The following is a 26,692-nucleotide window of genomic DNA, read 5'->3' as shown; positions in this document are numbered from 1 at the left end:
GGAACTCGGCGGCGCGCGACAGGTGGGGGGTGTGAAGGAACGGTGAACGTTCAAGAGCAGACTGACATTGCATGCACAGTTTTGTCATGGAGATGACAAAGCAACGGCTGAAATTGGCTATTGCTTGCTGGATGTTCGCCCCGGCTCAGGGCGCATTTCGGCCGGTGCCGGACGGTCCGGGAGGCGTGGGTGGCGTGGGTGGCGTGGGTGGCGTGGGTTCACGGGTACGGAAAGCTGCTCACGCCGGTCCCTGCGGATCGGACCGGGACGGGGACACTGGCCTGACGATGAATCAGCAGAATAAGCGGGACCAGGGCACGCGCCGTCGGCCGGTGCGGCTCGCGACGTTCAATGTGCTGCACGGCCGGCCGCTGCCGAACGGACGGCCCCTCTCCCCCGCCGCGAACCCGGCCGAAGGACCGCTCGCCCGAGCCGTCCTGTCCCTGGACGCCGATGTCCTTGCGTTGCAGGAACTGGATCGCCTCCAGGAGCGCTCGGGCGGGATCGACCAGGCGTCGGTCGCCGCCGACGCGGCGGGGCTGAAGCAGTGGCGCTACGCGAGCGCGTTCCACGCCCGTTCCACAGCGGACCGCGGCTGGGTCCTCGACCCGGCCGAGCCGGGGCTGCGGGTGTACGGCCCGCAGGACGCGGGCTCGGCCACGGATGTCCCCTCGCACGGGATCGCGTTGCTGTCCCGGTTTCCGGTACGGGAGTGGCGGGCCCGGCGGTTGGCCCCGGCGCCCCTCGGAATGCCCCTGCGGATGGCCGGGCGGCCCGGGCTCACCCTGGTCCGGGACCAGCCGCGCGCCGCGCTGGCCGCCGTGCTGGAGGGACCGGGCGGTCCGTTCACGGCGGTGGCGGTGCATCTGTCGTTCGTACCGGGCTGGAATATCGGGCAGTTGCTCGCCGTCCGCGACTGGATCGCCGACCTGCCCACACCTCATGTGCTGCTGGGCGACTTCAATCTGATCGGCACCCTGCCCAGGGCCGTGCTGAACGCGCCCGGGAAGACCCGCGTCCCACCGTCGCCCCGCGGGTGGTTCGATCTGGCCCGCGTCCCGACCTATCCCGCGCACCGCCCGGTGGTGCAGTTCGACCATGTGCTCGCGACCGGCGTCGGCGTGGCGGCGGCGAGCGGAGCGCGCACGCCCGCGACGGGGATCTCGGACCATCGCCCGCTCGTGCTGGAACTGGCCCTGTGACCCAGCCCGTTCAGCCCGCCGTACCGAGGACGGCGCGCGTCATGAGGCTGGCCAGGGCCGAGCGGGACGGTATCGCGCTCTTGCGGTAGACGGCGGACAGATGCGTCTCGACCGTACGGCGGCTGAGGTGCAGCCGGGCCGCGATGGCCTGGTTGCTCAGTCCCTCCGCCACCAGCTCGGCGATCTCGAATTCACGGGTGGTCAGCTCGCCCAGCTCCGGGGGAATCACCGGGGTGTCCGCGACGACCTGCGGACGTATCAACTCGGCCAGATCCGTCAGCAGACGCGCGCCGCCGCCCGCGGCGATCCGGTGGGCCCGGTGCCACATCACGGCCGCGCGGGAGCCCTGTCCGGAGCGCTTCGCCAAGGGAGCGGCGCGCAACAGGGAGTACGCCTCCCACAGGGTCAGTCCGCAACGGGCGTACTCCTGCGTGGCCGCGTCCAGGAGGCGGACGGCTTCTTCCGCGTCGCCACGGTGCTCGGCCAGCGCGGCCCGGGCCCGGAATGCGGCCGCGCGCTGGCCGCCCAGGCCCAGGCGGTCGGCCTCACGTCCGGCCTGCGTTGCCCAGCGTCCGGCCTGGTCGAGGTCGCCGGCGGCCAGGGCCGCGTTGACCAGCGTGTCCAGTTGCCCCGGACGGATGGACGGTTGGAGCAACGGCAGTTCACGGCCTCCGCCCGCCGTCGTGATGGCCTGCTCGGCGCGGTGCGGATCACCGCTGACGAACGCCGCGTGGCCGAGCATGCACCAGGCCAGGGCCGACCACCAGCCCTTGCTGCTGCCCGCGGCCGCGACGGCTTCCTCGCCGGCCGCGAGCGCGTCGCCGTCTCCCAACGGCCGTATCAGGAGCAGGATCAGCGTCTTGAAGGCGAGTGTGAACGCCAGGAGGTCACTGCTGCCGAGTGTGCGGGCGATCGCCTCCGCCTCTTCGGCCGACTCCAGCGCGGCCGGGAGCCGGCAGGTGTTGAGGTACACGAAGGCTCTGTTCGACAACAGGTGGGGCAGGACGTGGAGTTGACCGCCATGGCGGGCGATCTCCAGGCCCCGGTCCATGTGCCGTTCCGCGTCGGCGTACCGCTCGATGAGGGTTTCCGCCCAGGCCAGCCAGACCAGTGCCTCGCTCAGATCCGTCAGGTCGGGGTCGGTCAGCGCGTCGGTGAGCCCGCGGGCGGCGTCGGCGAACCGTGCCGCCGCCTCGGTCTCCCCCTCGTAGGCCTCCCCCAGCGACGCCAGTGCCAGGGCCGCCGCCTCAGCCACCGGGTCGCCGTGGGAACGCGCGACGGCGAGAGCGCGTGCGACGTCGGCGCGCACCTCGGGGTAGGACGCGGTCAGCAGGGCGGTCATGCCCAGGGCCAGGCCCAGGGAGACCGCCTGGCCGGGTGGCGGGCCCGGCCGGCGCGACAGCTCCCGGCGCAGCAGGGCGGTGGCCTCCGGTGAGTGCCCGAGGTGCCGTTCCATCACGGCGCACTGGGCGATGGCCTCCGCGCGCAGGTCGGGGTGGTCCTCCCCCGCCGTGGCGATGACGGTGTGCAGCAGGTCCCGGCTCTCCCGGAGGTTCCCGCCGACGCCGAGCGCCCGAGCGCGTGCCAGGACGAGTTCGCCGCGCCGCCGCGCGTGCTCGGGTGTGTCCGGCATGAGTCCGAGCACGACGTCCAGCAGATGGGCGGCCGTGGCCGGCGCGGTGGGCGCGAGGTGGGCGGCGGCTTCACTCAGTACGGCCGCCGCCTCCGGGTCCCAGCCGGTGAGCGACTTCTCGACGTGGTGCGCACGCTCGGCCGCCGAGGTCCCGCGCCGGGCCAGCTCGTGCGCGGCACGGCGGTGCACCTCCGCGCGTCGCGGCGCAGGGGTGTTCTCGTAGACCAGCGCCCGCATCAGGGGGTGGCGCAGCACCCACCGGCCGTCCGCGCCCAGGCGCAGCAGGTCGCGCCGGGCCAGGGCGCCGGTGTGGTCCTCGACGTCCTGCTCCGGCGTTTCGGTCGACACGGTCAGCATGGCTGAGGTGGCGTGGTCGCCGAGCGCGGCGACCGCTTCGACGATGCGGCGCTGCGGCCCGGTCAGCGCGGTCAGTTCGTCCAGGAGCAGTGATGCCAGCCCGCTCGGCACCCCGAGCGGGTCGGTTGCGCGGGGGTGGTCGGTGACGCCATGCAGCGGGGTTCCGTTGCGGTACGCCTGGAGGAGGGAGAGCAGATAGAGCGGGTTGCCCTCGCTGGCGGCGTACAGCTTCCTGGCCTGGTCCGGGGGGAGGTCGGGGGCGAGCGCCCGGATGGACTCCTGTTCGGGCAGCGGTTCCAACGGCACATGGAGCACGGCGTCGTTGTCCGCGCCCCTGGTGAGGGCGGCGGTCAGCGGTGTCGGTGTCTGACGGCTCCGGCGTGCCACGACCAGGAGCACCCGGCCGCGCGGGGGGTGCCGGACGAGGTAGTCCACGAGTTCCCTGGACTCCGGGTCCGCCCAGTGCAGATCGTCGACGGCCAGCACCAGACCGCCCGCGCCGAGGCGCGTGAGCAGCGCGGCGATCGTCCGGTGCAGACCGAAGCGGTTGCGGACGTTCTCGCCCGGCGCGCCGCCCGACGTACCGCCCCGGGCGTTCCACACGCCGTGCAGCACCGCGTCCGCCTCGGCCAGGACGGCATGGTCGGCCGGTGTCCCGGGGGCGGCGTCGGCGAAGGCGTCGGTGAACGCCTGGAACGGGATGTGCTGCTCGTACTCCGTGGCTCTGCCGCGCAGCACGGTGAACCCGGCCTGCCGCGCCCGGGCGCACACCTCCCCCAGCAACCGGCTCTTGCCGATGCCGGGTTCGCCGGCGATGTCGACGGCCGTCGGCGCCCCGGGCTGCCCGAGGCCGTTGATCACGGCGTCGAGCCGGGCCAGTTCCGAGGTCCTGCCGACCAGTTGTGCCACGTTCGCATCCCCCCACGGCATTGCCTGCGCCCCGTGCGTCGATCTCTGTCTTCGGCCCAACCCTAAGGTCGGGCACTGACAACGCACGGGCGGGGACTACGTAGTTCCACCGATGTGAACGGAGCCGGCTTCTGCCAGCATCGTCCTCCGCCGCTTTGCCGCTCCTCGCCTGTCCGCGCGGGAGTCCGCGGCACGGCGCAGAAGGAGGACAACCCCATGACGGTACGGCCACCGGGTCCGGGCGACGCCCCGCTCTCCGAGCTGTCGCAGGACGACGACACGGATCTCGCGTGGGTCTCGGTCAGACCCGACAACGGGACGATCAAGGGCCCGCTCCTCAAAGGGGCGCCCCTCATCCTCATCGGCGCCCTGCGCATGGGCCTGATGATGGCCGAGGGGCGCGGCACCTCGGCGGGATCGGGCGGGGCGGGACTGGTGATCGGGGTGTTGGCGTTCGCCGTCCCGCTGCTGTGGATCGGCGCGCTGAGCGGCCTGCGCTGGGCGAACGCCGGCATCCGGCTGGAGGACGGCGTTCTGACGGTACGAAACCTGTGGAACCGTCGGGTCCTCGACGTACCGGTGTCCTCCCTCACGGGGCTGCACACGGTGCGGCTGCCGCTGGACGGTGTGCACACCGGCCGGATCCTCATCACCTCGAAGACCGGCAAGCCCCTCGTGATCGACACCCGGTTGTGGGACCCGGAGGGGCTCAAGGAGCTGTGGCAGCAGCTGGGGTTGGCCTTCCAGGACCACGGCCGTCTGGACTGGTCCCAGCTGTACCAGCGCTTCCCCGGGGTGCGCATGCCGTGGCGTCAGGTCCACTACGTGGTGTTCACGCTGCTCATCGTGATCGGAGCCATCGCGTACATCGCGCTGATCGTGAACCTGCCCTTCCTCGTGTGACCCGGCGGGCGTCCGACCGTCCGGGGCGGTGGGCGGTGCGGGCGGTGCGGGCGGTCAAGGCTCAACGGCCCGTCCGTATCAGGCCCGTCAGGTAGCGCCAGAGCGACGAGCGGCGCTGGACGGCCTGGTCCGCCGTCACCGTCCCGGACACTTCGGGCGTGACGGGGGTTGCGGAGGTGCCGGATTCCCGGTCCGCGGCCCGCTCCTGCCCTTCCGGCGCCAACGGGGCGACCGGCGAGGCGAGTTCGTACCGTACGGGCAGCGATCGCAGGCCGCGCATGAACGGGGAGGAGCGCCAGGGCAGTTGGTCCACCGGGAGCGCGAGTTCCAGGTGGGAGAAGCGCTCGAACAGGCGGCTCACCCCCGCCGCCGCGACCGTCGATGCCAGCTCGCGTGCCGGGCACTGGCGTCGGCCCGCGCCCCACGCGAGGTGCGCCCGGGTGCTGATCGTCGTGTTGGCCACCACGTGGTCGGCGAAGACGGGATCGGCGTGCGCGGCGGCGGAGGACACCCAGACCGGATCGCCCTCGCGGATCGTGTAGTTGCCGAGGGGAGTGTCCTTGGCCGCGAACCTCGGTACGAAGTTCACCAGCGGCGGTTTGCGCATGACGACCCGGTTCATGGTCTCTCGGACCATCCCGGCGGACAGACTGGCCCGCGCGCCGCCCTCCCCCGCGATGACCTCGACCACGGTGTTGGAGATCAGGATGCCGACGTGGTCGGACGTCATGCCGAGCAGCATGAACAGCTCACGGGCGAGCGCGTCGAGGGAGAGGTCGGGGTGGGCGGCCAGCAGGTAGGAGGGGAAGTCGTCGCCCGGCCGCGTCCGCTTGGCCGCCGCCAGCTCCACCAGGGTCTCCAGCAGGCGTTCCAGGGCGGGTTCCGCGTCCGGCCCCGCGTCGAGCACCCGCCACATGTCCATCAGCGCGTCGTCGCCCTGTGAGCCGGGGAAGCCGAGCAGATGGCTTGCCACCATCAGCGGCAGCGGTCGCGCGAACTGCGCCGACAGGTCGGCCACACCCGTGCCGCCGCCCTGTCCCAACAGGGTGATCAGCTCGTCGGCATGGGCGGTGACGGCCGCCTTCAGCCGCTTGGTCTGCGGATGGCGCGGATCCTGGAAGGGCTTGAGCGCCGCGTCCCACGCCGTCCGCAGCGGCTGGTGGCCGGGACCGCCCTGGATCAGCACGTGGTTCACCTCCAGGGAGGGTCCGAGCGGCCAGTCGGCGGGCACCCTGCCCTCCGACCGGGCCCGCCAGTTCTCCAGCCCCTTCGGCCACGCGTCGTCGTCCTGGAGGACTTGAAGCGACTCGCGGTACCCCAGCACCAACCACGCGGGTACGCCCAGCAGATCGACCGGCGCGACCGGGCCGTGCCGCTGCCTCAGCCGCTCGTAGACGAGCGCGGGGCGCGTCTCGTAGTCCCGGGTCAGCAGCGGCTGCGCGGCCATCGCCTCCAACCGCGGGTCGTCCACGTCCATGGATCCGCCGTCCCCCATGTGGGATTCCACCGTTCGCAGCCCTTCGACGCCACCCGCCCCCGGCTCGTGGCCCTTCAGTGGCTACGAACCGGTGGCAGACGCTACCCCAGGCGGCGTGAACGGGCCGCCGCGGGGCGCCCCTTGGTTCAGGCCGTGACCTGCGCTGGTTTGCCTGGGGTGCGCAGGACCGGGTCGGTGCGCAGCCGCAGGAAGGCGAGACCGAGGGCGACGGCCTGCAGCGCGGCGCACACCGCGATGACGTAGTCGAGGGCCCACGGCGAGGTGAGGGCGACCACGATGCCCGCGAGCGGGAAGGGCAGCAGCAGAAGCAGGATGGTCAGGGAGAGGGTGCTGCCGAAGACCGCGGCCGGGATGAGCAGGGAGCGCAATGTGCGCAGGACGACGGTCAGGCCGCCGTCGCCCGCCATGAACAGCGCCATGAGGACGACGTACGCGGTGTACGAGGGCGCGTGGGCCAGGGCGAGACAGGCCGCGGACGCGACGGTGGAGCACACCACGCCGACTCCCCACAGGCCCAGCCGGTTGAGCGCGAAGCGGCAGACGGTGACCGTCAGGAGCGTGGAGGCCGCGGCTGCCGACCAGAGGGTGCCGACGGCCGCGGGGGACAGACCGAAGCGCTCGACGACGATGATCGGGCTGGCGGACTGGAGCAGCCCGAGGGCGAGGTTGGAGACGGTCAGGCCGCCCACCAGCCAGCCGAGCGCCGGCAGCGAACGCAGCGTCCGCCAGCCCGTCTTGAGGCCCGCTGCCCGCTGTGTGGTGCCGGGCTGGGAGCCGCGCAGGGGGGTCGGCGGGGTCTGCAGGGCGAGGGCCGCCGCCAGGCACGACAGCACGCTCAGAACGGCGAGCATCTGGGTCGGCCCCGCCAGCAGCAGGACGCCGCCGAGCGCGGGTCCGGTGAGCGTCGCCGTCTGGTCGATGCCGATCAGGACGGCCTGAACCTTGTGCGCCTGGGTGTCCGAACGGCGGCTCACGATCGCGCCCACGGCTTCGTTGGCGATGAAGCTGAACTGCGTCAGGGTGCCCGTCGCGGCGGCCAGCGCCATCACGACGAATGTCTGCGCCGTCCCCCGTTCCAGCATCGTCAGCGCGACACTCCCGCCGGCCACGAGGACCGCGCGCGCCGAGGAGGCGAGGAAGAACACGATGGCGGCTCCGCGCCGGTCGACCAGGTCACCGGCGAGGCCGAAGGCCGCCACCCGCGGTATCCATTCCAGCGCGAAGGCCAGCCCGGTCAGCGAGGCGGATTCGGTCGTGGCCAGCACCAGGAGCGGCATGGCGTACGTCGACATGGAGAAGGCGAGTGCGTCGAAGGCCCGCGGTGCGTAGACCCGGCGAAGCAGGCTGCCAGGGGGTACGGCGGCATGCCGACCGGCCGGTCGGCCCTCGTACAGTTGAATGGTCACGGAGTATGGGGGGCTTTCACTCAGCTGTGATGGGGAACGCCCGGCGGGCTCGAAGGACCCTCAGGCGGGCAGGTGCACGACGATCATCGAGCCGGAGAGCCACCCGCCGTCCACGGCGTGACGCCCCGGCGGCGGTCCGCTCGACACCGGCGGCACCTACGGGGTGGTGCGGGCCGTCTCGCTACCAGAAGCGGTGGAGACCTCGCCACCAGGACTGGCGGAGAAATCGCCGCCAGGACCCGCAGAGAGAAGACTGCTCGTCCATGCCATGGCGCGATGTCGGGTCACACGAACTCCGCTCGGAACGAGGGCGAGTCGGGAAACGGGCATGCGGGATGAATCGACACGACCGAGACCGGGGAAGGGGGCATCGACGCAGGCCTTGTTTAGGCATCAACATCTGTGCAGCCACAAGGTAGCCGAAACTTTCGGATCACCCGAAAGCGTAATCAGCCAAAGTCACAGACCTACGGCTGAATATGACATCAGCAACAGCGGGGCCGTGCAAGAGGTGCGCCGGATCCCGCCAGACCGTCGTACGGGATGGAGCGCTCGACGGACGCGCCGGTGGGGGCCGGCCTCCGGCTTCCGACGTGTCAGCATGAGCCGTTGGCCTGGCCCTGTGGGGCATCACTCGGGGTGCCGACGGCAACATCGGCACCCACTTCCTCGCCCCTCCCCTGGTGCAATCGCGGATGCCGGTTTGCGGTGTCCACCTCCTGGCCACACGGTGAAGAAAGGCATGCCGCCGCACCCCACTCGTCGGCGGCCTCGAGGAAAGCGACTGTGCTGATGAAGGGCAATGCCAGAACGAAGCAGCTCAGGGGCAAGATGAGGGAGACCCTCGGCAAGGCCCTGGGCGACAAGTCCATGCAGAGGACGGGCCGCGGCGAACAGCTGCGCGGAAAGGCCCAGGAGATGACCGAGAAGGCCGCGGGCCAGATCCGCCAGCGGACCAAGCGCTGAGGACGACGGCCCGGGCGTCCCGGACACGGTCGTCGGCGCCCCGGGCAGGGTCTTCGGCACCCTGGGACACGGTCCTCATCGTGGTCACGCCGACCACCGTGACGGTGCCGCCCGGTCCGCTCACGGTGACGAACCGTGTTCCGGCCTGCCGGCTCCATCACGGTGGTCGGCGTCCTGCGCGGTCAGCGGACCGGAATCGATGCCGGCGACGACCCCTTTCATCTCGGTGGCGTGCGCGACCACGCCACCGGGGAGGGTCCGCGACGCGCCGGAAGCTCCGCCCGGGTCGGGCCGCAACCCCGCGCCGGAGGGCGCGCTGGACCATGACTCTTCAGGCAGGACCATGACTCTTCAGCATCCCGCCGACCGCGGCGGTGCCGGACGCGGCAGGTTCGAACGATTCGCGGAGTCGGTGTCGACGTTGACCAGTTCACCGGCCTTCTTCGTCTTCTGTCTGGCGCTGGTTTCCTTCACTGTCGCCGTGCACATCGCCGGAATCGCGACGGAATGGCTCCTTCTCGCCGGAGACTCCATGACGGCGGTGACGCTGCTGCTCCTCGCGCTGCTCAAGAATTCGGAACTCCGGGCCGAGCGAGCGATTCAGCGCAAGTTGGACGCCATCGCCGCCGCTCTGCTCGAAGCGCAGGAAGGTGAACCCGGAAAGGCGCACGAGAACCTCAGGAACGTGATCCGGATGGAGGACGAGATCTGAGGGGGCGACTCGCTCCCCGGGCGGGCCTACGCGTGCGTCAGCCGAAGCCGTAGATCGATCTCCTGGTCGCCGGAGGCGGACCCGGACACCTGGACGCCGAAGGCGGACGTGAGGGTCTGCCGCAGCCGGTCGACCGCCACGGGACCGCCTTGGAGCTCCACGGTGACGGAACCGTTCAGGGAAAGGTCGGACGGGAGCGCGGCGTCGCGCGCGTCGCGCCCGACGAGGAAGGCTCCGGTCCAGGTGTCGGACCGTGCGACGCTGTCGTGCCGTGGCATGTCCTCGCCGCTCTCCGCGGCGAAGCGTGTACCCAGGACGCGCAACACGGTGTCCGCGTCCGCGACCGAGCAGGCGTCCAGGACGACCTGCACCAGCTCCGGGGAAGAGGCCGGCCGATCGGTCGGGTCGGGGGACGACGAAGTGCCGTGCGCGGTGTCGGTGTCGTGCGCCGTGCTGTTCATGGTGTCCTCTCACGTCTCCTGGTCGGGCCCGGCACCGGCGGAGCGGGGCCGAACCTCGTGCGGGTCGCGTTGTCGTCAGAGTTCGCGCAGGGCGGGCAGCAGCGTCTTCTCGGCCCAGGCGATGAACGGGAGTTACTGGTCGCCGCCCACCTGCGGGGATGGCCAACCACCGCCCACCACACGCTCGTTGAGGTTCTCACCCGAGCCGATCCCGAGCCGGGACCGGCCCTCCGGGAGCAGTTGCGGGGTCGCCGCCTTCTGCGCGACGAAGGCGGGGTGACAGCGGGTCGTCGGGCAGCTCACGTACGTCATGAGCGGTATCCGCGCCGTCGCCTGCGCGGTGGCGCCGAGCACGCTCCACGCGTAGGGGGCGTTCCCCTGCGACTCCAGCCAGGGGAAATAGTGGTCGGACGTGACGGAGAAGTCGAAACCGACCCGCTCCGCCTCGACCACGTGTTCTACGAGGTCGCCGGGGCCGGTCTGCTCGGTCATCACCGTGTAACCGATTTCCACCATATCCTCCGCATTACCCGTAGCCATGATCCGAAACATCCGACCGCTGCCACAGGCGCCGTCGAGCAGTGGCCGGACCTCTGTCAGCAGGTCGGCGGCCAGGCGCGCGCCCGCCTCCCGGGCCCGCTCCCCGCTCCCCACTCAGCGCGGACACGGCGACGAGGACCGGCGCCCGGTCGGCGGCGAGGGCGGTCTCCTCGTCCGCCGTGCCGCCGACCGGCAGGCGGATCTCGGCGGCCGCCGAGCGGCGCTGTGCGAGGTGCTGGGCGAAGGCGACGGGTACGGGTGAGGGGGCGCGACGGTGTCGGCCACGGGTGACGGGGCCGGGGGCCGTGCCGTCGGCCGGTGCGCCGGCGGTCGCGGCGCTCCGACAAGGCCGTCCGCGAGCTCGGTGTCCCAGGCCGCGACTTCCCCGGCCGCGAGGCGCCGGCCGCGGACACCGCGAGTGGTGCCGCCCCGGAACGGAGGTCACGGTCCTCCGAGGCAGGCCGGGAAGGGCTCAGCGGGAGATCCGGGCGACCGTGACCGCGCCGCCCCTCAAGCCGGACAACCGTCGGACCGACGTCGGCAAGCTCAGAGGTCCAAGGCGTGAGGCCTGCGCCACCGCTCCGACGTGAGCACGGGCAGGGCCGCGTCAGGCCGAGTCGCGGACGAGCACCCGTCCCGGGGACCGGGTGATGCCGGTCGTCTCGAGGCCGAGGGCGATGCGTGCGGCCTGTCGTCCGTGGGCTTCGGCGTCGATGTGGACGTTGGTGAGCGCGGTGGTGATCAGGGCGCCGCACTCGGTGTCGCCGAAGCCGATCACGGCGACGTCGTCGGGCATGGTGAGACCGAGGTCGTGCAGGGCGGTCAGGGTGCGCAGGGCGACGTCGTCGTCGAAGGCGGCCACGGCCGTCACCGACTCGTGCGCCGCGCGGAACGCCTCAACGGCCGTGGTACCGGCCGCTCTTGGCCCCGGCACCACAAAGGGAGTGATCGTCGGCAGTCCCAGCACGCCCGCGGTCTCACGGACGAAGCGCATGCGCACCTCGGTCAGGGGCGAGTCGCTGTCCGGCAGCGCCATGGCGATGTCCGTGTGACCGCGCTCGGCGAGGTAGCGGATCTGCAGGGCCGCATGCCCGGCGAAGCCGTTCTTCCAGTCCTCGGCGTCGGGCTCGCGGCTCGGCTTCGTCCCCGTACCGCACATGTCGGCCCGTCGGCTGCCCTCACGGGCGGCGCTGGAGGAGTTCCTCGCCGCGCTGGAGGCGGACGGCCTCGCCGACAACGTCTTCGTCGTGGGCGGCGACCCCGCCGAGCCGCTCGGCCCGTAAGACGACGCGCTGGCCTTGATCCGGTCCGGACTGCTGCAGCAGCACGGCGTGCGGCACGTCGGTGTGAGCGGCTGTCCCGAGCGGCACCCCGCGATCGCGGATCCGGTGCTCTGGTCGGCCATGGAGCACAAGAGCGCCGCCCTTGAGGAGCACGGGCTGCCCGGCGCCGTCGTCACCCAGTTCGGTTTCGATGTCGACGCCGTCCTGGCCTGGGTCGAGGCGGTACGGGCCCGGGGCATCGACCTGCCCGTCCGGATCGGTGTGCCCGGGCCCGCCGGGATCACACGGTTGATGACCTACGCGGCCCGCTTCGGCGTCGGCACCAGTACGTCCATCGCCAGGAAGTACGGCTTCTCGCTCACCAACCTCATGGGCACCTCCGGGCCCGAGCGCTTCATCCGGGCCCTGGCCAAGGGCTACGACGCACGCCGGCACGGCGAACTCAAGCTGCACTTCTACACATTCGGCGGCCTGAAGACCACCTCCGAGTGGGTCGCCGACTTCCGCGACAAGGAGAACTGACGTGACGCTCACTCAGGACGAGCCCGCGCGCACCCCGGCGCGCAAGCCCGCCCCGCAGCACGCCTCACTGATCGTCAAGGGCAAGGACCGCACCGGTATCGTCGCCGCCGTCGGCGCGGTGCTCAGCAGTCACGGCGCGAACATCGTCTCGCCTCGACCAGTACTCCGACAATCCGCAGGGCGGCGCGTCCTTCCAGCGGACGGTCTTCAGCCTGGACAACCTCAAGGCGGCGTTGCCCGCGATCGAGAGCGAGCTGAAGGTGCGGCTCGCCGAGGAGTTCGAGCTTCGGTTCACGCTGCGGGACATGCCCGTGCCGAAGCGGGTCGCGGTCTTCGCCTCGAAGTCGGACCACTGTCTGCTCGACCTGCTCTGGCGGCAGCGGCAGGGCCAACTCCCCATCAGGGTGTCCATGGTGATCTCCAACCACCCCGACACCGCCGAGGAGGTCCGCTGCTTCGGGATCCCCTTCTTCCACGTGCCGTCGACGGGTCCTGACAAGTCCGCCGCCGAGGCCGAACACCTGCGGTTGCTGCGGGGCAACGTCGACTTCATCGTCCTCGCCCGCTACATGCAGATCCTGTTGGGGGACTTCATCGCCCGGGTCGGCGTGCCGATCATCAACATCCACCACTCGTTCCTGCCCGCCTTCATCGGCGCCGGCCCCTATGCCAAGGCGAAGGAGCGGGGTGTGAAACTCGTCGGCGCGACCGCGCACTACGTGACCGGGGACCTGGACGGCCCGATCATCGAGCAGGACGTCGTCCGGGTGACGCACGCCGAGAGCGCCGCCGACCTCCAGCGCCGCGGCGCGGACGTCGAACGAGCCGTCCTGTCACGGGCGGTGGAGTGGCACAGCCAGGACCGCGTGATCCCCGACGGCAACCACACGATCGTATTCGCCTGACCGAAGTGCCGGTACCCACCGGTTCCCACCCCAGAAGGAGGTCGTCTCCCGCGTCGCCGCCGGCGTCACCGCCGGCCCCGAGGTGTCGGGCATCCTGCCGCAACTGAGTCCTGCCTCGCCGCCATGCCCGGCACAGGCACAGGCACAGGCACAGGCACAGGCACAGGCACAGGCACAGGCACAGGCACAGCGGCGAGCGTGCCGCCGTCCGCGTGGACCGCGCCTCGACGACGGCCACCGGGAAGCTGATCAAGATTGGCCGCCGCGACATCGAGAAGACCGGGCCGTCGGCCCGTACCCATGGTCATGGGGTCGCCCCGCCCCTGACATGGCCGACATTCGAAGAACAGGCAGCCTCATGAACGCATCCGCTTCCATCGGCGTCACCGGCCTCGGAGTGATGGGCCGCAACCTGGCCCGTAACTTCGCCAGGAACGGTTACACCGTCGCCGTCCACAACCGCTCCGCCGGCCGCACCCGCGCGCTGGTGGAGGAGTTCGGCCACGAGGGCTCCTTCGTCCCGGCCGAGACGGCCGAGGAGTTCGTGGCCGCGCTCGCCCGCCCCCGCCGCCTCATGATCATGGTGCAGGCGGGCGCGGCCACCGACGCCGTCATCGACGAGTTCGCCCCGCTCCTCGAGAACGGCGACATGATCATCGACGGCGGCAACGCCCACTTCGCCGACACTCGCCGCCGCGAGGCCGCGCTGCGCGAACGCGGCCTGCACTTCGTCGGCGCGGGCATCTCCGGGGGTGAGGAGGGCGCCCTCAACGGGCCGAGCATCATGCCCGGCGGCTCGGCGGAGTCGTACGCCGTCCTCGGCCCGATGTTCGAGAGCATCAGCGCCAAGGTCGACGGTGAGCCCTGCGCCACCCACATCGGCACCGACGGCGCCGGACACTTCGTCAAGATGGTCCACAACGGCATCGAATACGCCGACATGCAGCTCATCGCCGAGGCCTACGACCTGCTGCGCCAGGTCGCCGGGTACAACCCCGCCGAGATCGCCGATGTCTTCCGCACCTGGAACGAGGGCCGCCTCGGCTCCTATCTGGTCGAGATCACCGCCGAGGTCCTCGCCCACACCGACCCGCAGACCGGTGGCGCGTTCGTCGACATCGTCGACGACGCCGCCGGGCAGAAGGGCACCGGCCGCTGGACCGTGCAGACCGCCCTCGACCTGGCCTCCCCGGTCACCGCCATCGCCCAGGCCACCTTCGCCCGCGCCGCCTCCGGCCAGAGCGACCTGCGCGCCGCCTACCGAGGTCTGCCCGGCGGCACCACTCCCCCGCTCAGCCGCACCGAGGCCGCGCGCTTCACCGCTCAGGTCGAACACGCCCTGTACGCCTCGAAGGTCATCGCCTACGACCAGGGCTGGAAGATGATCCTGGACGCCGCCGCCGAGTACGGCTGGAAGATCGACCTCGGCTCGGTCGCCCGGATCTGGCGCGGCGGCTGCATCATCCGCGCCTCCTTCCTCGACCGTATCCGCGCCGCCTACGCCACCGACCCGGACCTCGTCAGCCTGCTCGCCGAGGACGGTTTCGCCCAGGAGATCAGCGACGCCCAGGTGCCCTGGCGGGAGATCGTCGCCTCCGCCGCCCGGCGTGGCATCCCCGTCCCCGCGTTCTCCGCCGCGCTCGCGCACTACGACACCCTGCGCGCCGACCGCCTGCCCGCCGCCCTCCTCCAGGGGCAGCGCGACTACTTCGGCGCCCACACCTATCGGCGCACCGACCGTGAGGGCTCCTTCCACACCCACTGGTCGCAGCCCGACCGCCCCGAAACCACCGCCTGACAGGGACTCGGGCCGCGCGGGTCACTTCCGTGGGCCGGGCGGCCCATCCCACGCCGAAGAAGCCGACGTTCACGGCGAAGCCGACCGCCACCGAGAACACCCACGGTGCGGTTGCGCATCAGCTCCAACGGCACCATCTGGTTCCTGCCGCGCGCCTGGGTGTGTTCGGGGGTGTGGCAGGGCCCCTCACGCGGCTGTCACCCAGGTCACAGGGCTGCCACACTGGATCGCATGGCACGTGAGCAGCGCAGGGGCAGCACCGGTGGCAACGGCGGTACGGGCCTGGGGCGCTTCCTGCGCGCCCGCCGCGCCCGGGTGACGCCCGCCGACGTCGGTCTCCCGCAGGGCCCCGGGCTGCGCCGCACGCCCGGACTGCGCCGCGAGGAGCTGGCCACGCTGGCCGGAGTCAGCATCGACTACTACACGCGCCTGGAGCGGGGCAAGGAGACCAATCCGAGCCCGTCCGTCGTCAACGCCCTCGGGGCCGCCCTCCGGCTGGACGGGACCGAGCTCGAGCATCTCCGCGACCTCGCGGCACGCGCCGCGCGAACCGTCCCTGAGCTGCCGACGGCGCCCGCCGGCCCGGTGGATCCCGGCGGTTCGGTGGATCCCGGTGTCGAGCTGCTCCTGGAGAGCATGCGGCCCAATCCCGCGCACGTGGTCAGCCGCACCATGGACATGATCGCCACCAATCCGGCCGGCCTGCACCTGATGGCCGGGCTCGAGGACTGGCCCGAGAAGCAGCGCAACATCGTGCGCTACGTCTTCCTCCACCCCGCCGCCCGCGCGCTCTTCGGCGACTGGGAGAACCAGATCCGCGGCTGCGTCGCCCGGCTGCGCACCCTCGCTGGCACCGACCCCGACGCCCCGGACCTCGCCGGCCTCGTCGAAGAACTCCTGCTCAAGAGCCCGGACTTCGCGCGCCTGTGGGAGGCGTACGACGTGAAGGGGCATTCCTCGGGTCGCAAGGCCTTCCACCACCCCCGGGTCGGCGACGTCACGTTCGGCTACCAGTCCATGACGCTGGAGGGCACCGACGGTCACCGCCTGGTCGCGTACCACGCCCCGCCCGGCACCCCGGATTACGACGCGATGCTCCTGCTCGACGCGGCCGGGAAGGCCGAAGAGCGGTCCGCGCGCCGGGCGGGGGCCGGGCGGCCCGCGGCCGACTAGCGGCCCATTCCTCAGCTGCCCTTCGGGTGACACCTCGGCACGGGTGCGGCAACACCCCGTACGAGGGCTCGGGGGCGCGCCTCGTACGGGGTGGTCTCGGGCGGACGGTGCCGCGGTGGGTCAGGCCAGGGTCGCGGTGTCGATCACGAAGCGGTAGCGCACGTCCGAGGCCAGGACACGCTCGTACGCCTCGTTGATCTTCTCGGCGGGGATGATCTCGACCTCGGCGCCGATGCCGTGCTCGGCGCAGAAGTCGAGCATCTCCTGCGTCTCGCGGATGCCGCCGATCAGCGACCCCGCGTACACGCGGCCCTGCATGATCAGCGAGAACACGTTGAGCGACAGCGGCTCCGCGGGAGCGCCGACGTTGACCATCGCGCCGCCCACGGTGAGCAGGCCGAGGAAGGTGTCGAGGTCGAGCTTGGCGCTGACCGTGTTGAGGATGACGTCGAAGGTGCCGGCGAGCTGCTCGAAGGTGGTCGGGTCGCTGGTGGCGTAGTAGTGGTCGGCGCCCAGCCGCAGGCCGTCGTCCATCTTCTTCAGCGACTGCGACAGGACGGTGACTTCGGCGCCCATCGCGTGTGCGATCTTGACGGCCATGTGGCCGAGTCCGCCGAGGCCGATGACGGCGACCTTCTTGCCGGGGCCCGCGCCCCAGCGGCGCAGCGGGGAGTACGTGGTGATGCCCGCGCACAGCAGCGGGGCGGCCTCGTCGAGGCCGAGGCCCTCGGGGATGGTGACGACGAAGTCGTCGTCGACCACGACGTGGGTGGAGTAGCCGCCCTGGGTCGGGGTGCCGTCGGCGTCGATCGAGCCGTAGGTGAGGGTGTTGCCCTTGAGGCAGTACTGCTCCTCGCCCCGCAGGCAGGGCACGCACTCACGGCAGGAGTTGACCATGCAGCCGACGCCGACCCGGTCGCCCACGGCGTGCCGGGTGACCTCGGAGCCGACCTGGGTGACGATGCCGGCGATCTCGTGACCGGGAACCAGGGGGTAGGTCGCCGGGCCCCACTCGCTGCGGACGTTGTGGATGTCGGAGTGGCAGATGCCGCAGTACTTGATGTCGATGAGGACGTCGTGCGGGCCGACGTCACGGCGCTCGACGGTGGTCGGCGCGAGCGGTTCGGTCGCCGAAGTGGCGGCGTATGCGGGGACGGTAAGCACCGGTTCTCCAGTGGGGGGTGAAAGTGCGGGGTGAAGTTGATGGGGTTGTCGGCAGCCGGGTGGCCGCCGAAGTCCGACTAGGCGTCCGCTCCGCCGCGTGGCACCAGCCGCATCGTCGTGGAGCCCGCCACGGGGCTCGTGATGCGGGCGATGGTGTTCGCGGAGTAGCGGCCGTACTTGGTGCGGTAGGCGGCGTCGACCTCGCCGTTGATCTCGCCGTCGGGGTCCGTCAGCGTGACGTCCTTCTCGACGCCGTAGGCCTCGATGCGGGCCTCGCGGCGGGCCCGGGTGCCGCGGAACCAGTCGGAGTCCGGGCCGTTCACGGAGCGGACGTAGATCTCGTCGCCGACCCGGACGACCCAGATCGTCCGGGGGCTGCTCAGCGCGCCGTCGCGGCGCACGGACGCGATCTCCAGCTCCTCCGCCCGGCCGATCCTGCTGAGTTCGTCGCTCGTCCACGACGTGGTCATGGTTGGGTCACCTTCGTGGGTGTGGTCACTGTTGGCGGACCCGCGTCCATGACCCACTGCAGGCCCGTGACGCCACCGCCGAGTTCGTCCCGGATCGACGGCAGCGCGACGTTGACGACCAGCGCGTCGAGGGTGATCACGAATAAGCCGGGGACGGCCGCTGCCGGCGCCGGCGCGGGACTTGCGAGGACTTGTCCCGCAGGCTCGACGACAGGTCGCCGGACCGGAGTGACGGGGACGGACATGGGATGCTCCGGGGAAGTGGGATCTTCAACGAGCATCCAGCCTGCTCGCCCGGCCCGCATCCCGGCAGACCGTGATGTTCGGGGGAGCGGTGTTCAGGGGTGCCGCAGGGCCCCCCACGGGGCTGCCGCGCAGGTCACGGGGCGCCGAAGCGGGGCGCACGACCAGTGAGCGGCACCGCGGGAGCGTCGGTTCGGGAGCGGCAGTCCGGGGCCCGCCCCGGCGCGTCCGGGAGGTCGGGGCCTCCTCGGACGGGCGGGGGCGGTCAGCTCCGTGTTCAGGGCTGGACGAGTACCTTCAGCGCCTCCCGGTCGGCCATCGCGCGATAGCCGTCGGGTACCTCGTCGACGCTCACCGTGCGGTCGAAGACGCGCCCTGGTTCGATCTTCCCTTCGAGGACGTCGGGGAGTAGTTCCTCGATGTAGGCGCGGGCCGGAGCCACACCGCCGGTGAGGGTGATGTTGTTCATGAACTCCTGGAAGCCCAGCGGGACCTGGTCGTACTGCGGGGCGCCCACCCGGCTGATCGTGCCGCCCGCGCGCACCACGCCCAGCGACATCTCCAGCGCGGGCAGCGTGCCGACACACTCCAGCACCGTGTGCGTACCGTCGCCGCCGGTCAGCTCGCGCACGCGCTCGACGCCCTCCTCGCCGCGTTCGGCGACGATGTCGGTGGCACCGAAGTCGCGGCCGAGATCGGTGCGGGCCTTGTGCCGCCCCATCAGGATGATCCGCTCGGCGCCGAGCCGTTCGGCGGACAGTACCGCCGACAGCCCGACCGCTCCGTCACCGACCACGGTCACGGTCGTACGCGGGGTGACGCCTGCCGTCACCGCGCAGTGGTGGCCGGTGCAGAAGACGTCCGACAGGGTCAGCAGCGACGGCAGCAGGGCGGAGTCCTCGCCGACGGGCAGCTTCACCAGCGTGCCCTGGGCCTGCGGTACCCGCACTGCCTCGCCCTGACCGCCGTCCACCCCGTCCGTGGCCCAGAAACCGCCGTGCCGGCACGAGGTGTGCAGGCCCTCACGGCAGAAGTCGCAGGTGTTGTCCGACCAGACGAAGGGGGCCACCACCAGGTCTCCGGTCTTCAGTCCGGACACCTCCGCGCCGATGTCCTCGACGACACCCAGGAACTCGTGGCCGATGCGGTCGCCGTGCTCGGTGGGCGGACGCGACCCGTACGGCCACAGGTCGCTGCCGCAGATGCACGCACGCAGCACGCGTACGACGGCGTCCGTGGGCTGCTGGATCCCCGGGTCGGGCACCTCCTCCACGCGCACGTCACCGGCACCGTAAATCAGAGTTGCTCGCATGAGTCTTTCCGATCGAGTCGTCCTGTACTTGTTCGCAGAGCGTCGAGAGCGGCGGCAGCGCCGCGTCCAGCTCGGAACAACCGGGAATTCAGGCGACTGTCCCCTTCGGTCGAAGGGACATTCCGGCCGTTCAAAAAGTATGGGTCCCGATATCGGGGCCCGCACTCTCACGCCTGCCTGCGATGACGACTCCGGGGCGCAGCGGTGGATCTGGTGGACAGGCGTCCTCAGACCTTCCAGGAGCGCAGCTGGTCGGCGACGGCGGGGACACCGACGCGGGTGTCGCGGATCTTGCGGACGAGGTCGGACAGTGCTCCGTAGGGCGGGTCGATGCCCTCGCCCGACTGGTCCATGTACTGGGCGGCGACGAACGCGGCAAACAGGCTGTTGCGGTGCGGCAGGGGCTCCAGGCGCACGATGGTGTGCATCAGCGCGGCGGCGCGCCAGGCCGCGTCCGGGTCGGCGGCGGCGAGCGTGGGCAGCTTGGTCTTGTGGCGGGCGACGGCCGCGACGAGCGCGGAGTAGTCCGACACGGACATGTCCTCGCGGGCGAGGGCGGCCTCCTGGACGTCGAGCAGCCAGGCGACATCGATGGTCAGGTGCATCAGGCGGCCGCGGATCCGTCCCGGCGCTCGGCGGGCGGCACCTCGTCGGGGAACGCGTCGTCGAACTCGCCGCGCAGCCGGTCGGCCCAGGCGGTGGCGCCGGCGACGAACTGCCTGCGCTGCATCTCCCGGACACCGAGGTCGTGCAGATACTGCTTGAGGCTCTTGCCGTCGGCCGCGGCGGCCGCGCGCACTCCCTCGAGCTCCTCTTCCGTGAAGGTCACGTTCAGTGATGGCATACACGGATGGTACCTGGTTGGTACCGGGGGTGCGAGGCCTCAGGGTCGCCTGAACGAATGGCCATGGGGCGAATCGACAGGTCCCCGGCGCCGCCGATCTAAGCTCGGCGCATGGCCAAGTACTTCGACGTGCACCCCGAGAACCCCCAGCAGCGCACTCTCAGCCAGATGGCGGACATCATCCGCGGTGGAGGGCTCGTCGCCTATCCGACCGACTCCTGCTTCGCCCTCGGGGCTCAGTTGGGCAACCGGGACGGACTCGACCGGATCCGTTCGATCCGCCGGCTGGACGACCGGCACCACTTCACCCTGATGTGCCAGGACTTCGCGCAGCTGGCCCACTTCGTACACCTGGACAACGCGGTGTTCCGTGCGATCAAGGCCTCGACTCCGGGTAGTTACACCTTCATCCTCCCGGCGACGAAGGAGGCACCGCGCAGGCTGCTGCACCCGAAGAAGAAGACGGTCGGCGTCCGGATTCCCGACCATGTCGTCGCCCGGGCGCTCCTCGCCGAGCTCGGCGAGCCCCTGCTGTCGAGCACCCTGCTCCTCCCCGATCAGGAGAAGCCGCTGACGCAGGGGTGGGAGATCAAGGAGGAGCTCGACCACGTGGTGGACGCGGTCCTCGACTCCGGCGACTGCGGCGTCGAGCCGACGACCGTCATCGACTTCTCGCAGGGCGAGCCCGAGATCGTACGACGAGGAGCGGGCGATCCCTCCCGCTTCGAGTGAGCGGGGCGAAGGGGCCGGTCAGAACGCGGGGCCGCTGACTTTCCAGATCCGGGTGGCGACCTGGAGGTTGAAGCGGCTGTCCACCTCGTCGAGCCTGCGGCCGCTGACCTCCCTGATGCGCTGCAACCGGTAGCGGAGCGTGCTGCGGTGCACGGCGAGGGCCTGCGCCGTCTCGTCGTAGTTGCCGCCGTGGTCGAAGTAGCGGGTGAGGGTGTGCACCAGGTCGGTGCCGTGGGCGTCGTCGTAGTCGAGGAGCGCGCCGAGCCATTCGCGGACGAAGTCGGTGACGTCTCCCGCGTCCTTGTCCCGGGCCAGGATGCGGTAGAGGCCGAGTTCCTCGCAGGTCGTGGTGCCGTTCGCGGGGTGGGACTGGCGGCGTACGGCGAGCGCGCGGACGGCCTGGTCGAAGGAGCGCGGGATGTCCGCCACCGCCTCGCACAGGCTGCCGATGCCCACCGCGCCGTGCGGAGAGCCCACTTCGTCGGCGAGGGCCTTGTACAGCCCCGAGTCACGCGGCTCGCCCCGGACCACGAGCACCGCCATGTCCCCTCGCCGGGCCAGCAGCGACCGCAGGCCCAGTCCATGCGCGGCACGTCCCACCGCTCCCAGGAAGCGGTCGTCGGCGGCCGTTCCCCGCCACTGTGCGACCGTGACGTGGTGCGGTCCGTGCAGGTCGTGGCCGACGGCCTCGGCCCTGGCGTACGCGCCGCCGTCGTCGGCGCCGGTGAGCAGGTCGTCCACAAGTTCCCGGCGCAGGCGGAGTTCGGCCTCCGCCAGACTGCGGCGGTGGGCCAGTTCCAGGGACAGTGCCGTGCAGGCGTGTTCGAGGGCGAACATTTCGGCCCCGCCCGCCGTGCCGTCGGGGTCGATGAGCTCGATGCTGCCGAGGGGCTCCCCGTGGTGGCGTGCCAGTCCGATGAGGCGTCCCTCATGGCGGATCGGACCGAGTTCGCGCACCGCGTCGTGCATGAGTTGCTCGCGCTGGAGCGGATCGGGCTTGGTGTCCGCCTCGGGCGGGACCGGCCCCGCCCGGGCGAGGAGGTTTCCGAAGCGGTCCTCGACACGGGTGGCGAGGCCGGTCAGCTCGTACACGGCGGCGGCGATGCCGTGCTCCCCTTCGTCGGTGACGGAGGTCCGGGCGAGGACGTCGTGCACGGTGCGCTGCTCCTCCAGCTCCGCCACCAGCGCGGTGAGTCGTTCATTGACCGCGTCCCGCTCCTCGATCGCCCGGAACAGCTGTCGGGCGTACTCGCGGTCGCGGCGGCGGGCTTCGGCGTTGTAGAGCGCGGCGCCGGTCGGCTGAGCGAGGGCGTAGACGAGGAAGCGGTCCTCGTCAGAAGGCGGTTTCCCGGCGCTGACCAGCAGGTAGCCGAGCAGCCCGCCGGAGCTGCGCAGGCCCGCTGCCCAGCCCCAGCCGCCCTCCCGGAAGTGGACGGCGCCGTCCTCCCCTCCCAGCGCGGTCAGCTGTTCGACCGGGTCGGTCAGATCGCGCGGTGCCCGGCCGCCGAGGGTCCGTGCGCTCGGCGTGGCCTCGAGCTCGAAGCGGCCGTCCCTGAGCATGTAGCAGCCCTCGGGCCGGCAGTCGAGGAGGTGTGGCACCTCGTCCATGGCCAACTGGAGGATCTCGTCCACCGGACGGCCGTCGAGCATGGTCACGGCCAGCACGAAGACGTCGTACAGGCTCGCCGACTGCTTGCGTCCCCAGCCGGTCAGGTCGGTGCTCGGCGCCCGGCTGCCGAGGCCGCGTGGTGCGATGCTCCGGTGCGCCGCACGGGTCGCGTCGTCGGCCGTGCCAGACATGCCGTAATACTAGCTTTCGCCCCCTTTCGTCGCTTCTTGCACCGGTCACGCGTGGGGCTCTCGCAGCGACCACGCGTGGGGCGGAACGCCGCCCGGGAGCCGGGTCGGCTCCCTGACCGCCTCGGGCGGTGCCTCGCTGTCTCCTGCACTCCCAGGGGGAGAGGAGGGGACGAATTTCGCCCCGTCGGGAGCAGGCGTCGCCCTTCGTCCCGTAACACCCTGGCAAGGACGGAACCCACGACCCGTGTCCGCCGGCTGACGCCCGCGGACACGCGACCTCACCTGAAGACAACCGCCGCCACCGGAGACGGGCGGACGCCGGGGGTGGCAGGCGAAGGAGTTCCTCATGGGCAAGGCAGTCGGAATCGACCTGGGCACCACCAACTCGGTGATCGCCGTGTGGGAGGGCGGTGAGGCGACCGTCATACCCAATGCCGAGGGCTCGCGCACCACGCCCTCCATCGTCGCCTTCACCGACAGCGGCGAACGGCTGGTGGGTCAGCTCGCCAGGCGCCAGGCGATCCTCAATCCCAAGGGCACCATCTACTCGGCCAAGCGGTTCATCGGCCGGCACTTCGACGAGATATCCGACGAGGCCAAGGCGGTGGCGTACGACGTCGTCGAGGGCGAGGGCGGAGTCGCGCGCTTCAAGGTGCGCGAGAAGCTGTACGCGCCGGAGGAGATCAGCGCGCTGGTGCTGCGCAAGCTCGCCGACGACGCCGGCAAGCAGCTGGGCGAGAAGGTCACCGAGGCCGTCATCACCGTGCCCGCGTACTTCAACGACGCCCAGCGCCAGGCGACCAAGGACGCGGGGCGCATCGCGGGGCTCGAAGTGCTGCGGATCATCAACGAGCCGACGGCGGCGGCGCTGGCGTACGGCATGGAGAAGAAGCAGCACGAGACGGTGCTCGTCTTCGACCTCGGTGGCGGCACCTTCGACGTGAGCATCCTGGACGTCGGTGACGGGGTCGTGGAAGTGCGCTCGACGGCGGGCGACAGCCACCTCGGCGGCGACGACTTCGACCGTCGCCTCGTCGACCTGCTCGCGGACGGCTTCCAGAAGGAGAACGGGATCGACCTGCGCAAGGACCCACAGGCGCTGCAACGGCTGTTCGAAGCCGCGGAGAAGGCCAAGACGGAGCTGAGCTCGGTCACACAGACACAGGTCAGCCTGCCGTTCATCACCGCGGACGCCGCCGGCCCCAAGCACCTGACCGAGACGATCATGCGGTCCACGTTCGAGAAGATCACCGCCGACCTGGTCGAGCGGACCATGGAACCGGTCAAGCAGGCGATGGCCGACGCCAAGACCAGCGCGAACGACATCGACGAGGTCATCCTCGTGGGCGGCTCGACGCGCATCCCGGCCGTGCAGAGCCTGGTCCGCCGGCTGACCGGCGGCAAGGACCCGAACATGAGCGTCAACCCCGACGAGGTCGTGGCGCTGGGCGCCGCGATCCAGGCGGGCGTGCTCAAGGGCGAGGTCAAGGACGTCCTGCTGCTCGACGTGACCCCGCTGTCGCTGGGTGTGGAGACCCGCGGCGGTGTGATGACGAAGATCATCGACCGGAACACCACGATCCCGGTCCGCCGCTCGGAGACCTTCTCCACCGCGGAGGACAACCAGGAGGCCGTGGACGTCGTCGTCCTGCAGGGCGAGCGCGAGATGGCCGCCGACAACCGGGTCCTGGGCCGCTTCCAGCTGAAGGACATCCGCCCGGCACCGCGCGGCGAGCCGCAGGTCGAGGTCATCCTCGACATCGACGCCAACGGGATCCTGAACGTCACCGCACGGGACAAGGACACCAGCAAGGAACAGACCATCACCATCAGCGAGGGCTCCAACCTCGACAAGGGCGAGGTCGAGCGGATGGTCCAGGAGGCCGAGCAGCACCGCGGCGAGGACCAGGCGCTGCGCGACGCCGTGGACGCCCGCAACGAACTGGACGCCGTGGCCTACCAGGTGGAGCGCCGGCTGAACGAGCTGGGCGACGCGGTGCCCTCGCACGAGCGGGCCCGGGCGGACATGCTCGTCGCCGATGCCCGTGAGGCGGTCCAGCAGGAGGCGTCCCCGGACAAGGCCAGGCCGCTGACCTCCGAGCTCCAGCAGGTGCTGGCGTCGCTCGCCCAGTACCAGACGGGCGCGGCCGCGCAGGCCCAGGCCGGAACCGGGACGCAGGACACCGCCGGCGCCACGGCAGCATCCGGCGACGACGTGATCGACGCGGAATTCGACAAGAGCTGAGGAGCCGTCATGGCCACCGAGCAGGAGCCGACGACGCCTCCGCAACAGCCGGGCGAGACCCCCTCGTCCTCGCACGTGCCGGAGGCGGACGAGCAGGCGGCCGCCCTCGACGAGATGCGCGACCGCTGGCGCCGCGCGCTCGCCGACCTGGACAACCTCCGTAAGCGTCACGCGAGGGAACTCGAACGCGTGCGGGCCGAGGAGCGCGCCCGCACCGCCGCGGCCTGGCTGCCCGTCCTCGACAACCTGGAACGGGCGCTGGCCCACTCCGACTCCGACCCCTCCGCCGTGCTGAAGGGTATCGAGGCCGTACGCGACCAGGCGGTGGAGGTGCTGCGCGGTCTCGGGTATCCCCGCTACGAGGAGACCGGGGTGCCTTTCGACCCGACCCGGCACGAGGTCGTCGGAGTCGTCGACACCCCCGACGCCGAGCCGAACACCGTGGCCCAGGTGGTGAGCCCGGGCTACGGGGCGGACGGGAAGCAGTTGCGCCCCGCCTTCGTCGTGGTCAGCAAGCGGCAGGAGTGACGCCTCATGGCACGGGACTACTACGACGTGCTCGGGGTGACGCGCACCGCGAGCGCCGAGGAGATCCAGCAGGCCTTCCGCAAGCTGGCGCGCAAACACCACCCCGACGTCAACAAGGACCCGGGAGCCGAGGAACGCTTCAAGGAGATCAACGACGCGTACAGCGTGCTGTCCGACCCCAAGACCAGGCAGCGCTACGACCGCTTCGGTGAGAACTTCCGGCAGATCCCGGAGGACTACGACGAGCGGGTGGCCGCGGGAGCGGGTGCCCGGGGCGGCTGGAGCGCGGGCGTCGGAGGGGCCGGAGGTGGAGGCGGCAGAAGCGGGGTGCGATTCCGTACAGCGGACGGTGTCGACTTCGACGGCTCCGGCGTCGACTTCGAGGACCTGTTCGGCGGGATCTTCGGACGCGGCGGGGGCGCGGGCGGCGGCTGGGGTCCGGTGCCGGGCGCCGACCAGGAGGCCGAGATCCAGCTCGGCGTCGAGGAGGCCTACCGGGGCGGCAGGCGCGGCATCACCCTGGGCGGCCCCAGTGGGCAGCGCACCTACGACGTCGACATCCCGCGCGGGGTGGTGGACGGGCAGCGCATCCGGCTGGCCGGAGAAGGCGGCAGGGGCAGCCCCGACGCTCCGCCGGGCGACCTCTATCTGCGGGTGCGGATCAAGCCCGACGGGCGGTTCCGGCTGGAGGGCCGCGACATCCACGTGGTCCTCCCGGTGACGCCGTGGGAGGCGGCACTCGGCGCGACCGTGCCGGTGCCCACCCCCGGCGGCACGGCCAAGGTCACCGTCCCGCCGGGCTCCTCCGGCGGCCGCCGGCTGCGGCTGCGCGGCGAGGGCATGCCCAACCCGCGCGGCGAGGACGGCAACCTGTACGCGGAGGTCCGCATCATGGTGCCGCCGGAGGCGACCGCCCGTGAGCGTGAGCTCTTCGAGGAACTGGCCGCCGCGTCCGCCTTCGACCCGAGGAGGCCCCGATGACCACCGCCCCCCGTCCCGGGGGGGGGGGCCCCCCCCCCCCCCCCCCCCCCCCCCCGCCCGGGCGGGTTAACCTGGTTCGCGTCGTCCCCCCGGGGGCGGGGCCCC

Annotated in this window: 26 protein-coding genes and 1 pseudogene; 14 read left to right on the top strand and 13 right to left on the bottom strand. The window is 71.5% G+C overall.

All coding sequences use genetic code 11. From position 1 onward, the window contains the following. Positions 1 to 287 precede the first annotated feature (287 nt). Complete coding sequence (locus tag ACFVWD_RS40635) at positions 288 to 1,202, top strand: endonuclease/exonuclease/phosphatase family protein (protein WP_389602991.1); 915 nt, start codon at positions 288 to 290, stop codon at positions 1,200 to 1,202. A 10-nt stretch (positions 1,203 to 1,212) separates the two neighbouring features. Here ACFVWD_RS40635 and ACFVWD_RS40630 read toward each other — a convergent pair whose 3' ends face one another. After that, the gene (locus tag ACFVWD_RS40630; protein WP_389602990.1) at positions 1,213 to 4,101 is read right to left on the bottom strand and encodes an ATP-binding protein; all 2,889 of its coding nucleotides are present in this window, start codon (positions 4,099 to 4,101) and stop codon (positions 1,213 to 1,215) included. Between the two features lie 216 nt (positions 4,102 to 4,317). Here ACFVWD_RS40630 and ACFVWD_RS40625 point away from each other — a divergent pair, with 216 nt between their 5' ends. Continuing rightward, positions 4,318 to 5,004 (top strand): hypothetical protein, encoded by a 687-nt coding sequence (locus ACFVWD_RS40625; protein WP_389602989.1) that lies wholly within the window; start codon positions 4,318 to 4,320, stop codon positions 5,002 to 5,004. A 61-nt stretch (positions 5,005 to 5,065) separates the two neighbouring features. Here the strand turns inward: ACFVWD_RS40625 and ACFVWD_RS40620 are convergent, their stop codons facing one another. Further along, positions 5,066 to 6,499 carry a cytochrome P450 gene (locus tag ACFVWD_RS40620; RefSeq protein WP_389602988.1) on the bottom strand — a complete coding sequence of 478 codons (1,434 nt, stop codon included), beginning with the start codon at positions 6,497 to 6,499 and terminating at the stop codon, positions 5,066 to 5,068. A 128-nt stretch (positions 6,500 to 6,627) separates the two neighbouring features. After that, positions 6,628 to 7,908: an MFS transporter gene (locus tag ACFVWD_RS40615; RefSeq protein ID WP_389602987.1), complete on the bottom strand. Its 1,281-nt coding sequence runs from the start codon at positions 7,906 to 7,908 to the stop codon at positions 6,628 to 6,630. Between the two features lie 543 nt (positions 7,909 to 8,451). On the opposite strand from ACFVWD_RS40615, the gene ACFVWD_RS40610 reads away from it, so the two are divergent. Together ACFVWD_RS40610 and ACFVWD_RS40605 are read left to right on the top strand one after the other, a co-directional pair. Beyond that, entirely contained in the window at positions 8,452 to 8,874 is a 423-nt protein-coding gene (locus ACFVWD_RS40610) for a CsbD family protein (RefSeq protein ID WP_389602986.1), read from the top strand. 199 nt (positions 8,875 to 9,073) lie between these two features. Then, positions 9,074 to 9,586: a low affinity iron permease family protein gene (locus ACFVWD_RS40605; protein ID WP_389602985.1), complete on the top strand. Its 513-nt coding sequence runs from the start codon at positions 9,074 to 9,076 to the stop codon at positions 9,584 to 9,586. A gap of 26 nt (positions 9,587 to 9,612) precedes the next feature. Here the strand turns inward: ACFVWD_RS40605 and ACFVWD_RS40600 are convergent, their stop codons facing one another. Together ACFVWD_RS40600 and ACFVWD_RS40595 are read right to left on the bottom strand one after the other, a co-directional pair. After that, positions 9,613 to 10,047, bottom strand: a complete 435-nt coding sequence (locus tag ACFVWD_RS40600) for a hypothetical protein (protein WP_389602984.1) — start codon at positions 10,045 to 10,047, stop codon at positions 9,613 to 9,615. A gap of 147 nt (positions 10,048 to 10,194) precedes the next feature. Further along, a pseudogene (locus ACFVWD_RS40595) lies at positions 10,195 to 10,563 on the bottom strand (LLM class flavin-dependent oxidoreductase); the annotation flags it as partial. Positions 10,564 to 10,585: 22 nt separating this feature from the next. Between ACFVWD_RS40595 and ACFVWD_RS40590 the strand changes: the two are divergent. Continuing rightward, positions 10,586 to 10,849, top strand: a complete 264-nt coding sequence (locus ACFVWD_RS40590) for a hypothetical protein (RefSeq protein WP_389602983.1) — start codon at positions 10,586 to 10,588, stop codon at positions 10,847 to 10,849. A gap of 345 nt (positions 10,850 to 11,194) precedes the next feature. Here ACFVWD_RS40590 and ACFVWD_RS40585 read toward each other — a convergent pair whose 3' ends face one another. Next, positions 11,195 to 11,746 (bottom strand): substrate-binding domain-containing protein, encoded by a 552-nt coding sequence (locus ACFVWD_RS40585; protein WP_389602982.1) that lies wholly within the window; start codon positions 11,744 to 11,746, stop codon positions 11,195 to 11,197. On the opposite strand from ACFVWD_RS40585, the gene ACFVWD_RS40580 reads away from it, so the two are divergent. The 5 genes from ACFVWD_RS40580 (at position 11,745) to ACFVWD_RS40560 (ending at position 16,268) form a co-directional block, all read left to right on the top strand. Continuing rightward, positions 11,745 to 11,870 carry a hypothetical protein gene (locus ACFVWD_RS40580; protein WP_389602981.1) on the top strand — a complete coding sequence of 42 codons (126 nt, stop codon included), beginning with the start codon at positions 11,745 to 11,747 and terminating at the stop codon, positions 11,868 to 11,870. The genes ACFVWD_RS40585 and ACFVWD_RS40580 overlap by 2 nt on opposite strands. 15 nt (positions 11,871 to 11,885) lie before the next feature. Then, on the top strand, positions 11,886 to 12,392 hold the full coding sequence (locus ACFVWD_RS40575; RefSeq protein ID WP_389602980.1) for a hypothetical protein: 507 nt from the start codon (positions 11,886 to 11,888) through the stop codon (positions 12,390 to 12,392). Positions 12,393 to 12,604: 212 nt separating this feature from the next. Next, the gene (gene purU, locus ACFVWD_RS40570) at positions 12,605 to 13,297 is read left to right on the top strand and encodes a formyltetrahydrofolate deformylase (RefSeq protein WP_389602999.1); all 693 of its coding nucleotides are present in this window, start codon (positions 12,605 to 12,607) and stop codon (positions 13,295 to 13,297) included. 358 nt (positions 13,298 to 13,655) lie between these two features. Then, positions 13,656 to 15,095, top strand: coding sequence for an NADP-dependent phosphogluconate dehydrogenase (gene gndA, locus ACFVWD_RS40565; protein WP_389602979.1), 1,440 nt, complete (start codon positions 13,656 to 13,658; stop codon positions 15,093 to 15,095). Between the two features lie 231 nt (positions 15,096 to 15,326). Next, positions 15,327 to 16,268 (top strand): helix-turn-helix transcriptional regulator, encoded by a 942-nt coding sequence (locus ACFVWD_RS40560; RefSeq protein ID WP_389602978.1) that lies wholly within the window; start codon positions 15,327 to 15,329, stop codon positions 16,266 to 16,268. A 120-nt stretch (positions 16,269 to 16,388) separates the two neighbouring features. Here the strand turns inward: ACFVWD_RS40560 and ACFVWD_RS40555 are convergent, their stop codons facing one another. From ACFVWD_RS40555 to ACFVWD_RS40530, 6 genes are all read right to left on the bottom strand, one after another. Continuing rightward, positions 16,389 to 17,432, bottom strand: coding sequence for an NAD(P)-dependent alcohol dehydrogenase (locus tag ACFVWD_RS40555; protein WP_389602977.1), 1,044 nt, complete (start codon positions 17,430 to 17,432; stop codon positions 16,389 to 16,391). Positions 17,433 to 17,509: 77 nt separating this feature from the next. Then, positions 17,510 to 17,902 (bottom strand): DUF2255 family protein, encoded by a 393-nt coding sequence (locus tag ACFVWD_RS40550; RefSeq protein ID WP_389602976.1) that lies wholly within the window; start codon positions 17,900 to 17,902, stop codon positions 17,510 to 17,512. After that, positions 17,899 to 18,147, bottom strand: a complete 249-nt coding sequence (locus ACFVWD_RS40545) for a hypothetical protein (protein WP_389602975.1) — start codon at positions 18,145 to 18,147, stop codon at positions 17,899 to 17,901. Before ACFVWD_RS40545 ends, ACFVWD_RS40550 begins: the two co-directional genes overlap by 4 nt. 275 nt (positions 18,148 to 18,422) lie before the next feature. Next, positions 18,423 to 19,457, bottom strand: a complete 1,035-nt coding sequence (locus ACFVWD_RS40540) for a zinc-binding dehydrogenase (protein ID WP_389602974.1) — start codon at positions 19,455 to 19,457, stop codon at positions 18,423 to 18,425. A 227-nt stretch (positions 19,458 to 19,684) separates the two neighbouring features. Then, positions 19,685 to 20,062: a hypothetical protein gene (locus tag ACFVWD_RS40535; protein ID WP_054229421.1), complete on the bottom strand. Its 378-nt coding sequence runs from the start codon at positions 20,060 to 20,062 to the stop codon at positions 19,685 to 19,687. Beyond that, positions 20,062 to 20,301, bottom strand: a complete 240-nt coding sequence (locus tag ACFVWD_RS40530) for a hypothetical protein (protein WP_067374823.1) — start codon at positions 20,299 to 20,301, stop codon at positions 20,062 to 20,064. Before ACFVWD_RS40530 ends, ACFVWD_RS40535 begins: the two co-directional genes overlap by 1 nt. A gap of 111 nt (positions 20,302 to 20,412) precedes the next feature. On the opposite strand from ACFVWD_RS40530, the gene ACFVWD_RS40525 reads away from it, so the two are divergent. After that, positions 20,413 to 21,033: an L-threonylcarbamoyladenylate synthase gene (locus ACFVWD_RS40525; protein WP_389602973.1), complete on the top strand. Its 621-nt coding sequence runs from the start codon at positions 20,413 to 20,415 to the stop codon at positions 21,031 to 21,033. 18 nt (positions 21,034 to 21,051) lie between these two features. Here ACFVWD_RS40525 and ACFVWD_RS40520 read toward each other — a convergent pair whose 3' ends face one another. Beyond that, positions 21,052 to 22,833 carry a PucR family transcriptional regulator gene (locus ACFVWD_RS40520; protein ID WP_389602972.1) on the bottom strand — a complete coding sequence of 594 codons (1,782 nt, stop codon included), beginning with the start codon at positions 22,831 to 22,833 and terminating at the stop codon, positions 21,052 to 21,054. A 346-nt stretch (positions 22,834 to 23,179) separates the two neighbouring features. Here ACFVWD_RS40520 and dnaK point away from each other — a divergent pair, with 346 nt between their 5' ends. From dnaK to ACFVWD_RS40505, 3 genes are read left to right on the top strand one after another with little or no spacing between them, the layout of a single operon-like run. After that, positions 23,180 to 25,078, top strand: a complete 1,899-nt coding sequence (dnaK, locus tag ACFVWD_RS40515) for a molecular chaperone DnaK (RefSeq protein WP_389602971.1) — start codon at positions 23,180 to 23,182, stop codon at positions 25,076 to 25,078. A gap of 9 nt (positions 25,079 to 25,087) precedes the next feature. After that, the gene (locus ACFVWD_RS40510) at positions 25,088 to 25,606 is read left to right on the top strand and encodes a nucleotide exchange factor GrpE (RefSeq protein WP_389602970.1); all 519 of its coding nucleotides are present in this window, start codon (positions 25,088 to 25,090) and stop codon (positions 25,604 to 25,606) included. 6 nt (positions 25,607 to 25,612) lie between these two features. Further along, a complete protein-coding gene (locus tag ACFVWD_RS40505) occupies positions 25,613 to 26,587 on the top strand; it encodes a DnaJ C-terminal domain-containing protein (protein WP_389602969.1) in 975 nt (324 codons plus the stop codon). Positions 26,588 to 26,692 lie beyond the last annotated feature (105 nt).

The sequence above is a fragment of the Streptomyces sp. NPDC058086 genome, assembly GCF_042885015.1.
GTDB lineage: Bacteria > Actinomycetota > Actinomycetes > Streptomycetales > Streptomycetaceae > Streptomyces.
This window is presented reverse-complemented; position numbering and strand designations above follow the sequence as displayed.